The sequence below is a fragment of the Mesorhizobium sp. M4A.F.Ca.ET.050.02.1.1 genome (genome assembly GCF_003997725.1).
GTDB lineage: Bacteria > Pseudomonadota > Alphaproteobacteria > Rhizobiales > Rhizobiaceae > Mesorhizobium.
The window spans coordinates 1-8,416 of sequence record NZ_RZSG01000204.1; the positions used below are offsets into that span (position 1 = coordinate 1).

General features: G+C 65.3%; 7 protein-coding genes and 1 pseudogene. 6 read left to right on the forward strand and 2 right to left on the reverse strand.

Annotation, left to right across the window (positions count from 1 at the left end; translation table 11 throughout):
• The 3 genes from EOA33_RS15655 to EOA33_RS15665 form a co-directional block, all read left to right on the forward strand.
• Positions 1 to 1,270: ABC transporter permease subunit (locus EOA33_RS15655; protein WP_127406009.1), on the forward strand; the 1,270-nt coding region annotated here is incomplete at its 5' end.
• Positions 1,267 to 2,025 (forward strand): thiamine ABC transporter ATP-binding protein, encoded by a 759-nt coding sequence (thiQ, locus tag EOA33_RS15660; protein WP_127406010.1) that lies wholly within the window; start codon positions 1,267 to 1,269, stop codon positions 2,023 to 2,025. The genes EOA33_RS15655 and thiQ, both read left to right, overlap by 4 nt.
• 273 nt (positions 2,026 to 2,298) lie before the next feature.
• Positions 2,299 to 3,774 carry a M48 family metalloprotease gene (locus EOA33_RS15665; protein ID WP_245455348.1) on the forward strand — a complete coding sequence of 492 codons (1,476 nt, stop codon included), beginning with the start codon at positions 2,299 to 2,301 and terminating at the stop codon, positions 3,772 to 3,774.
• Between the two features lie 17 nt (positions 3,775 to 3,791).
• Here EOA33_RS15665 and EOA33_RS15670 read toward each other — a convergent pair whose 3' ends face one another.
• Positions 3,792 to 4,655 (reverse strand): RNA polymerase factor sigma-32, encoded by an 864-nt coding sequence (locus tag EOA33_RS15670; protein WP_126057897.1) that lies wholly within the window; start codon positions 4,653 to 4,655, stop codon positions 3,792 to 3,794.
• Between the two features lie 337 nt (positions 4,656 to 4,992).
• Here EOA33_RS15670 and EOA33_RS15675 point away from each other — a divergent pair, with 337 nt between their 5' ends.
• The 3 genes and pseudogenes from EOA33_RS15675 (at position 4,993) to EOA33_RS15685 (ending at position 7,379) form a co-directional block, all read left to right on the forward strand.
• Positions 4,993 to 5,766, forward strand: coding sequence for an amino acid ABC transporter substrate-binding protein (locus tag EOA33_RS15675; RefSeq protein WP_127406011.1), 774 nt, complete (start codon positions 4,993 to 4,995; stop codon positions 5,764 to 5,766).
• Positions 5,767 to 5,932: 166 nt separating this feature from the next.
• Positions 5,933 to 6,612, forward strand: a pseudogene (locus tag EOA33_RS15680) (ABC transporter permease subunit).
• Positions 6,609 to 7,379 (forward strand): amino acid ABC transporter ATP-binding protein, encoded by a 771-nt coding sequence (locus tag EOA33_RS15685; protein WP_126057900.1) that lies wholly within the window; start codon positions 6,609 to 6,611, stop codon positions 7,377 to 7,379. The pseudogene EOA33_RS15680 and the gene EOA33_RS15685 overlap by 4 nt, the downstream one beginning before the upstream one ends.
• 61 nt (positions 7,380 to 7,440) lie before the next feature.
• Here the strand turns inward: EOA33_RS15685 and EOA33_RS15690 are convergent, their stop codons facing one another.
• The gene (locus tag EOA33_RS15690) at positions 7,441 to 8,022 is read right to left on the reverse strand and encodes a CarD family transcriptional regulator (protein ID WP_126057901.1); all 582 of its coding nucleotides are present in this window, start codon (positions 8,020 to 8,022) and stop codon (positions 7,441 to 7,443) included.
• Positions 8,023 to 8,416 lie beyond the last annotated feature (394 nt).

Consider the following 8,416-nt stretch of genomic DNA (forward strand, 5'->3'; position numbering starts at 1 on the left):
CTACGGCAATGCCGGCTATTTCGCCGGCCTGCTCGGCGGACGGAACTGGCCGGGCATCTACGGACTGTCCGGCATCCTCGTTGCCCATGTCTTCTTCAACTTGCCCCTGGCCACGCGGCTGTTCCTCGAGGCGCTGGGCACGGTGCCGGCCAATCACTGGCGATTGGCAAGCCAGCTCGGCATGGGCGGTCGGCCCGCCTTCCGGCTGATCGAATGGCCGGCGTTGCGGGCAGCGCTGCCCGGTGTCTCCGGGCTGGTCTTCATGCTTTGCATCACCTCCTTCACCATCGTGCTGACGCTCGGCGGCGGGCCGGCCGCCACGACGCTGGAGGTCGCCATCTACCAGGCGCTGCGCTTCGATTTCGATCCGGCGCGGGCGGTGACGCTGACGCTGCTGCAGATCGCGCTGACCTTCGCCGTAGTGCTTGCACTGACGCGGCTCGGCGCCAACACCGTCGGCGACGCCAACCTGCCGGTGGCGCCGCGCCGGTACTTTTCGGCGAGCCCGGCGGAAACCTCGCTGAACGCGGCTCTGATCGTGCTCGCGCTGCTGTTCGTCGCCGGACCGATGGCGGCCACGGTCGCGGCGGGCCTCGGCGCCGATCTCGGCCGGCTCGCCGGCGAGAGCGCGGTGCGGCAGGCGACGCAGACCAGCGTGGTGCTGGCCTTCCTGTCGGCGTCGCTCGCGGTGGCGATGTCGCTGGCGCTGATCGCGGCGCGCCGGGCGCTGGCCCTGAAGCGCTGTGCCGGCCGCAAGACATTGCTGGAGCACGCAACGGATACCGGTGCCGGGTTCGTCCTCGTCGTACCGCCCATCGTCGTCGGCGCCGGCTGGTTCCTGCTTTTGCGTACGGTCAGCGACGTCTTTGCCCTCGCCCCGGTGATGGTCGTCGCAGTCAACGCGGTGATGGCGATGCCCTTTGCCATCCGCGCGATCCGCCCCGCCTACGATGCAGCAAGCGAGCGCCACGAGAGGCTCTGCCTGCTGCTCGGCATATCAGGCTGGAACCGGCTCAGCCTGGTCGACTGGCCGTCGCTCAGGCGGCCGCTCGCAACCGGCTTCGCCTTCGCCATGGCCCTGTCGCTCGGCGATCTCGGCGTAATCGCGCTGTTCGGCAGCGATTCCGTGCAGACCTTGCCCTATCTTCTGCTGGCGCGCATGGGCAGCTATCGCACCGCCGACGCCGCCGGCCTTGCCTTGCTGCTCGGTCTCGTCTGCCTGGCGCTGGTGCTTGCCGCCGATCGCCTCGGGCAAGGAGAGAAATCATGACGCCGGCGAAGGAAGTCGGGGCGAAAGGCGCGGCCGTCCGGCTCGAGGACGTTTCGTTCAGCTATGGCGAAGCGCCGTTCCGTTTCGACGTCGGGTTCGCCGCCTCGAAGATCACCGCCATCATGGGGCCGAGCGGTTCGGGAAAGTCGACGCTGCTCAACCTGGTGGCTGGTTTCGAGATGCCAGGATCCGGCCGCGTGCTGATCGACGGTGGCGATGTCAGCGCCGCGCCGCCTTCGGTGAGGCCGGTCTCGATGGTGTTCCAGGAGAACAATCTGTTCGCCCATCTTTCGGTGGAGCGGAATGTCGGGCTCGGCCGCTCGCCGTCGCTCAGCCTCACTGATGCCGACCATGCGGCAATTGCCGATGCGCTGGCGCGTGTCGGCCTTGCGGGCAAGGAGAGGCGCCTGCCACGCGAGCTTTCCGGCGGCGAGCGGCAGCGCGTCGCGCTGGCGCGCGTGCTGGTGCGCGACCGGCCGGTGCTCTTGCTCGACGAGCCGTTCGCCTCGCTCGGACCGGCGCTGCGCGACGACATGCTCGATTTGCTGGCCAGTGTCCATACCGAACGGCAGATGACGGTGCTGTTCGTCACGCACCAGCCGGAGGACGCGCGCCGCATCGGCCAGGACATGGTCTTCCTTGACAACCACACGGTCGCCGCGACGGGGACGGCGGCCAACTTCTTCGACGCCTCTGGACCGGACGGCTTTCGGCGCTATGTCGGCATGGATCCAGCCAAGGGGCGTCGCGCCTGAACGACCTCAAGGGATGCGCTTGGGTTCTGTTTTTGAGCAGGTCGTTGCCTCAAAACCACAGCACATTTCCAGGTGACATGCATTGCTGCCGGATCTCGGCATGTTGCCCGGAAGCGGACATAATTTACGCTCAAACCGGGTTCGGGTGATGCAGCGTTTGCTTGCCTTGACTGGAGGAGTATGGCTAGGTCCGCCCATACTGGTCTGGCACAGGCCGTGATTTGCCCGCAAAGATTTGGAAAGGAAGCCGATCTGCCGACCGGCAAGCATAGATTGCTGACGAAGCCGCTGGCGCGACTGCTCGCGCTTGCCGGCCTTGCCGTGGCGCTGGCCAGCTGCCAGATGTTCACGCCGCCGGATGTGCAGGAGTCCGGTTTCCAGCCGTCCGACAAGCCGATCACCGTCGACAATGTTGTCGCCAACTCGAAGCTCGCCGAAATGGCGAAGGCGCAGCATCCGCGCATCCTCGCCACCTATGGCGGCGAATATTCCGATCCCAAGCTCGAGCGCATGGTGGCCAAGGTCGTCGGCAACCTGACGGTGGTGTCGGCCAATCCGACCCAGACCTACCGCATCACCATCCTCAATTCGCCCAACGTCAACGCCTTCGCGCTGCCCGGCGGCTATCTCTATGTAACGCGCGGCCTGCTGGCGCTGGCCAATGATTCGTCCGAGCTCGCCGCCGTCATCGCGCACGAGATGGGCCACGTCACCGCCAATCACGGCCTGCAGCGGCAGCAGCTGGAGGCCGAGGAAGGGCTGGCGACCAAGGTGGTGTCGGATGTGCTGGGCGACAGCCCGACAGCCAAGGCGGCGCTGATCCGCGGCAAGCTGAGGCTCGCGCAGTTCTCGCGCAACCAGGAACTGCAGGCCGACGCCATCGGCATCAAGTCGATCGGCGAGGCCGGCTATGATCCTTACGCCGCCGGCCGCTTCCTGCAGTCGATGTCGGCCTATACCGATTTCCGCTCAATCAGCGGCGCCACCGACGCCAGCCTGGACTTCCTGGCGACTCATCCCAACACGCCGCAGCGGATCGATCTTGCCCAGCGCCTTGCCCGCAACTTCGGCCCGCCGGGCATCGGCACGCGCGACCGCGACGCCTTCCTGGCCGGTATTGACGGGCTGCTCTACGGCGACACGCCGGAAGAGGGCTATGTGCGCGGCCAGACCTTCCTGCATCCGGGCCTCGGCGTGTCGTTCACCGTGCCCGACGGCTTCGTCATCGACAATTCGGCCGCGGCGGTGACGGCGACCGGCCCCGGCGACATGGCGATCCGTTTCGACGGCGTTTCGATCGACAAGTCGCGGGCGCTGACCGACTACATCCGCAGCGGCTGGGTGGCCGGCCTCGATGACGCCAGCGTTCACCAGGAAACCATCAACGGCAACGAGGCGGCGGTGGCGCGCGCCGGCGCCGACGGCTGGCAGTTCGACATCGCGGTCATCCGCGCCGGCGGCCAGGTCTACCGGCTGCTGACGGCGGCACCGGCGGCCAGCACTGCGCTTGAGCCGGTGGCGCGCTCGGTCAGCGGCTCGTTCCGCATCCTGAGCGCGGCCGAGAAGGCGGCGCTGAAGCCACTGCATATCCGCGTCGTCACCGTGCAGGCCGGGCAGACCATGGGCTCGCTCGCCGCTCAGATGGTCGGCGTCGACCGGAAGCTCGACCTGTTCAGGGTGCTCAACGCGCTGTCGCCCGGCGCCGCTGTTTCGACCGGCGACAAGGTCAAGATCGTCACTGATAGGTAAGCCTAGGCAGGCAGGAGTCAGGCGGCTGTCGCCAGGAATTCCGGGTTCTGCTCGACCAGCGCGACTTTCAGCTTTTCCATGGCGCGCGCCTCGATCTGGCGCACGCGTTCCTTGGAAATGCCGAGCGCCTCGCCGAGCGCTTCCAGTGTCGCGCCCTCGTCGGTCAGCCGGCGCTCCTCGATGATCCTCAGCTCGCGCGCATTGAGCGCGCCGAGCGCCGCCTTCAGCCACAGCGAGCGGCGCTCGATGTCGATCGTGTCGCCGACGACCTCGTCCGGCAGGGGATCGTCCGAGATCAGGAAATCCATGCGCTCGGCCGGGCCGGAATCGTCGCCAAGCGGCGCATTGAGCGAGCTGTCGGGCGCGGAGAGGCGCGAATCCATCATCGCCACGTCGGCTTCGGGCACGCCGAGCGCCGCCGACACCTCGCGATAGAGCGAGGCGTTGGAGATCGGCTCGGCGCCATTCGCCAGCCGGGCGCGCAGGCGCCGGAGGTTGAAGAACAGCGCCTTTTGCGCCGAACTGGTGCCGCCGCGCACGATCGACCAGTTGCGCAGGATGTAATCCTGCATCGAGGCTCGGATCCACCAAGTGGCATAGGTCGAGAAACGCACCTCGCGCTCCGGTTCGAAGCGCGCGGCCGCCTCGAGCAGGCCGACATGGCCCTCCTGGATCAGGTCGCCGAGCGGCAGGCCGTAGTGGCGGAACCTCGAGGCCATGGAGATGACCAGCCGCATATGGGCGACGGTGATGCGGTGCAGTGCCTGCTGGTCGTTATCCTCTTTCCAGCGCAAGGCCAGGAGATGCTCCTCCTCGCGCTCCAGATAGGGCGCCTTCATCGCCGCGCGGACCATCGTCCGTCCTGCCGTGTCCTCAATCATGCCGCGCTCCCTTGTCCTGACGTCACGGACATTTCGGTGTCCGATCCCTTCAGCGGCGTCAGCAGCGGTTGAAATGGCGGCGCCGCGCCCTACAAAGCCAAGAACGTGCCATGCAGTGGAATGTTCCGCCGCGACGGCCGGACGGCCTTGTGTTGTCTTGGAGACGAGACAAATGGCCGGAGCGGGAGTTGTAGGCCGTTTCTGGTACGAGTTGGAGAATCTCGTTTCTGGAATGCCATATTTTTGAAATCTGGTTCCTTATTTCGCGCATCTCTATCTGTCAGTTTCCGGCTCTTACACCGCGCCGGGGCACCGGCCAAAACGGGATCACAGAAAAATGAAATGGCTTAAATCGCTCATCATCGCCGGAACGCTGCAGGCTCTGGCGGTCACCGCCGGGCATGCCGGCGCCAATCTCGATCAGATCAAGCAGGCCGGCGTCATCAAGGTCGGCACGGAAGGCACCTATGCGCCCTTCACCTATCATGACGCCTCGGGCGCGCTGGTCGGCTTCGACGTCGAAATCGCCAAGGCGGTCGCGGACAAGCTCGGCGTGAAGGTGGAATTCCTCGAAGGCAAGTGGGATGGCCTGATCGCCGGCCTCGACGCCAACCGCTACGACGCCGTCATCAACGAGGTCGGCATCACCGACGCGCGCAAGGCCAAATATGATTTCTCCGATCCCTACGTCGCCTCCAAGGCGGTGCTGATCGTGCGCGGTGACGACACCGAGATCAAGACCTTCGCCGACCTCAAGGGCAAGAAGGCGGCGCAGTCGCTGACCTCCAATTACGGCAAGCTCGCCGAGATCAACGGCGCCGAGCTCGTCGGTACCGACGGCTTCGACCAGTCGATCCAGCTTCTGCTCACCGGCCGCGCCGACGCCACCATCAACGACAGCCTGTCCTTCCTCGATTTCAAGAAGCACAAGCCCGACGCCAATGTGAAGATCGCCGCGCAGGAAGAGAACGCCGACTATTCCGGCGTCATCGTGCGCAAGGGCGATCCGGAACTGGTCGCCGCGATCAACAAGGCGCTGGCCGACATCAAGGCGGACGGCACCTACAAGAAGATCGCCGACACCTATTTCGGCCAGGACGTTTCGCAGTAAATCCGCCTGATCGGGCCGCGAATCGGCCCCAGGACATCGGCGGGCCGTCTTTGACGGCTCGCCGATTTTCGCGTGATATGCGCCCGCAGTCTTCGCCGCAGCCGCACGTCGCGACGCGGGCTCTACCGACGCCTGTTCAGGCTGCATCTGGCAAGGAGAGGGCCCCGTGCCGCACTGGCTGCAATTAATGCTGGAATCGCTGCCGACCCTGTTATGGGCGGCGCTGATCTTCACCGTGCCGCTGACGCTTTTGTCGTTCGCCTGCGGCCTCGCCGCCGGGCTGGCCACGGCGCTGCCAGGCTGTTCGGCCCAAAGCCGCTGGCGGCCGTGGCCCGCTTCTATGTCTGGATATTCCGTGGCACACCGCTCCTGGTGCAGCTGTTCCTGATCTTCTACGGTCTGCCCTCGATCGGCATTCTGCTCGATGCCTTTCCCGCGGCGCTGATCGGCTTCACGCTCAACATCGGCGCCTACACGTCGGAGATCATCCGCGCCGTCATCGGCTCGGTGCCGAAAGGGCAGTGGGAGGCGTCCTATTCGATCGGCATGACCTGGAGCCAGTCGATGCGGCGCACGATTCTGCCGCAAGCAGGGCGCGTCGCCGTGCCGCCGCTTTCCAACACCTTCATCTCTCTGGTCAAGGACACCTCGCTGGCGGCCGCCATCACCGTGCCGGAGATGTTCCAGGCGGCGCAGCGCATCGTCGCCACCACCTACGAGCCGCTGATCCTCTACATCGAGGCGGCGGCGCTCTACCTAGTGATGAGCTCGGTGCTGTCGGTGCTGCAGGCGCGGCTGGAGGTACGCCTCAACCGCTACGGCGGCTTCCTGGAGGCGAATGCATGATCGGCCTCGACAACATCGAGAAGCGGTTCGGCGACAATCTCGTCCTGAAGGGTGTCACCGTCAGCATCGAGGAAGGTAGCGTGACGGCGCTTGTCGGCCCCTCTGGGGGCGGAAAAAGCACTCTTCTGCGCTGCATCAATCTGTTGGAGATTCCAAGCTCGGGCACGCTGCGCATCGGTGAGGAGACGCTGCAGTTCCGTCCGGGGGTCAAGGTACCCGCCAGGGACATCCAGCGCATTCGCCTGCAGACAGGCATGGTGTTCCAGAACTTCCAGCTGTTCCCGCATCGCACCGCGATCGAGAACGTCATGGAAGGGCTGGTGACGGTGCTGAGATGGACGGCCGGCAGAGCCCGCGAACGGGCAATGGCCCTGCTCGAGAAGGTCGGCATGGCGCACAAGGCCGATGCCTGGCCGGCGACGCTGTCAGGCGGCCAGCAGCAGCGTGTTGCGATCGCCCGGGCGCTGGCGCCGTCGCCGCGTGTGCTGCTGTGCGACGAGCCGACCTCGGCGCTCGACCCGGAGCTCGCGCAGGAAGTGGTCGACGTGCTCGGCCAGCTCGCCCGGGAAGGCACGACCATGGTGATGGCCACGCACGATCTGAGGCTCGCCTCCAAGATCGCGCAGGAGGTGGTGTTCCTCGATGCCGGCGTCGTCGTCGAGAAAGGCCCGGCCTCGGTCGTGTTCGACAGGCCGGAGCGCGAGCGGACGAAACGCTTCATTGCCTCGCTGAGGCAGGAATCGCACAGGGAAACTGGCGGCGAGTAGCCTTCCGAAACAAAAAACCCGGCACGAGGCCGGGTTTTCTGAATTCCCGAAGGAAAAAAGCTCAGGCAGCTTCTTCCTGTTCGGCTTCCTCATTGTCGGCCTTGGCGCCGCGCTTCGGGCCCTTGTTGAGGTTGACCTCGATAAGGCGCACGGCCTCGGTCTCCGACATGCGGTTGACGGCAGCGATCTCGCGGGCCATGCGATCGAGCGCGGCCTCGTAAAGCTGGCGCTCGGAATAGGACTGCTCCGGCTGGTTGTCGGCGCGGTAGAGGTCGCGCACGACTTCCGAGATCGAGATCAGGTCGCCCGAGTTGATCTTGGCATCATATTCCTGGGCGCGGCGCGACCACATGGTGCGCTTGATGCGGGCACGGCCCTGCACAACCTTAAGCGCGCGGTCGACATAATCCTCTTCCGACAGCTTGCGCATGCCGATGGAGGTCGCCTTGGCGACCGGCACCTTGAGGCGCATCTTGTCCTTCTGGAAGTCGATGACGAACAGTTCCAGCTTGTGGCCGGCGACTTCCTGCTCGTCGATCGAGACGATCTGGCCGACGCCGTGCGCCGGATAGACGATGAACTCGCCGGTCTTGAAACCGTGACGCGCTGCGTTGGACTTCTTCTGCGGGGTGATCGTTGCCATTACGCCCTGAACTCCTTGTTGTAGCGCCGGCATGGCGGCGCCGGCTGAACTCGCGCGATCGGGATCGCCGACCGTTAGCCGCACAACAGATGAGCCCATCCGGAAAAGCCAGGGCAAGCACACCGCATAATTGCGACCGCCTGCCCCAGATCGCTCTGGTCCGGATTGAGAAGCTCACCTTTCAGTGATTTGGGGCGTTTGCGCCATAAATCGACGTTGTGTCACCGGCATGTTTGGCTGATGTAGCACAAAAAGTCGGAAGAATCAAGGTTTTGCTGCATTCGCGAAGGCCAAGCGCCGCCGCTGCCTGTCAAGGCAGTTCCTGTTTCATGCCCGTTACGTTACGTCACGCCGGCCGGACCGGCACCGTCACTTTTGATTTTGCGCATGATCC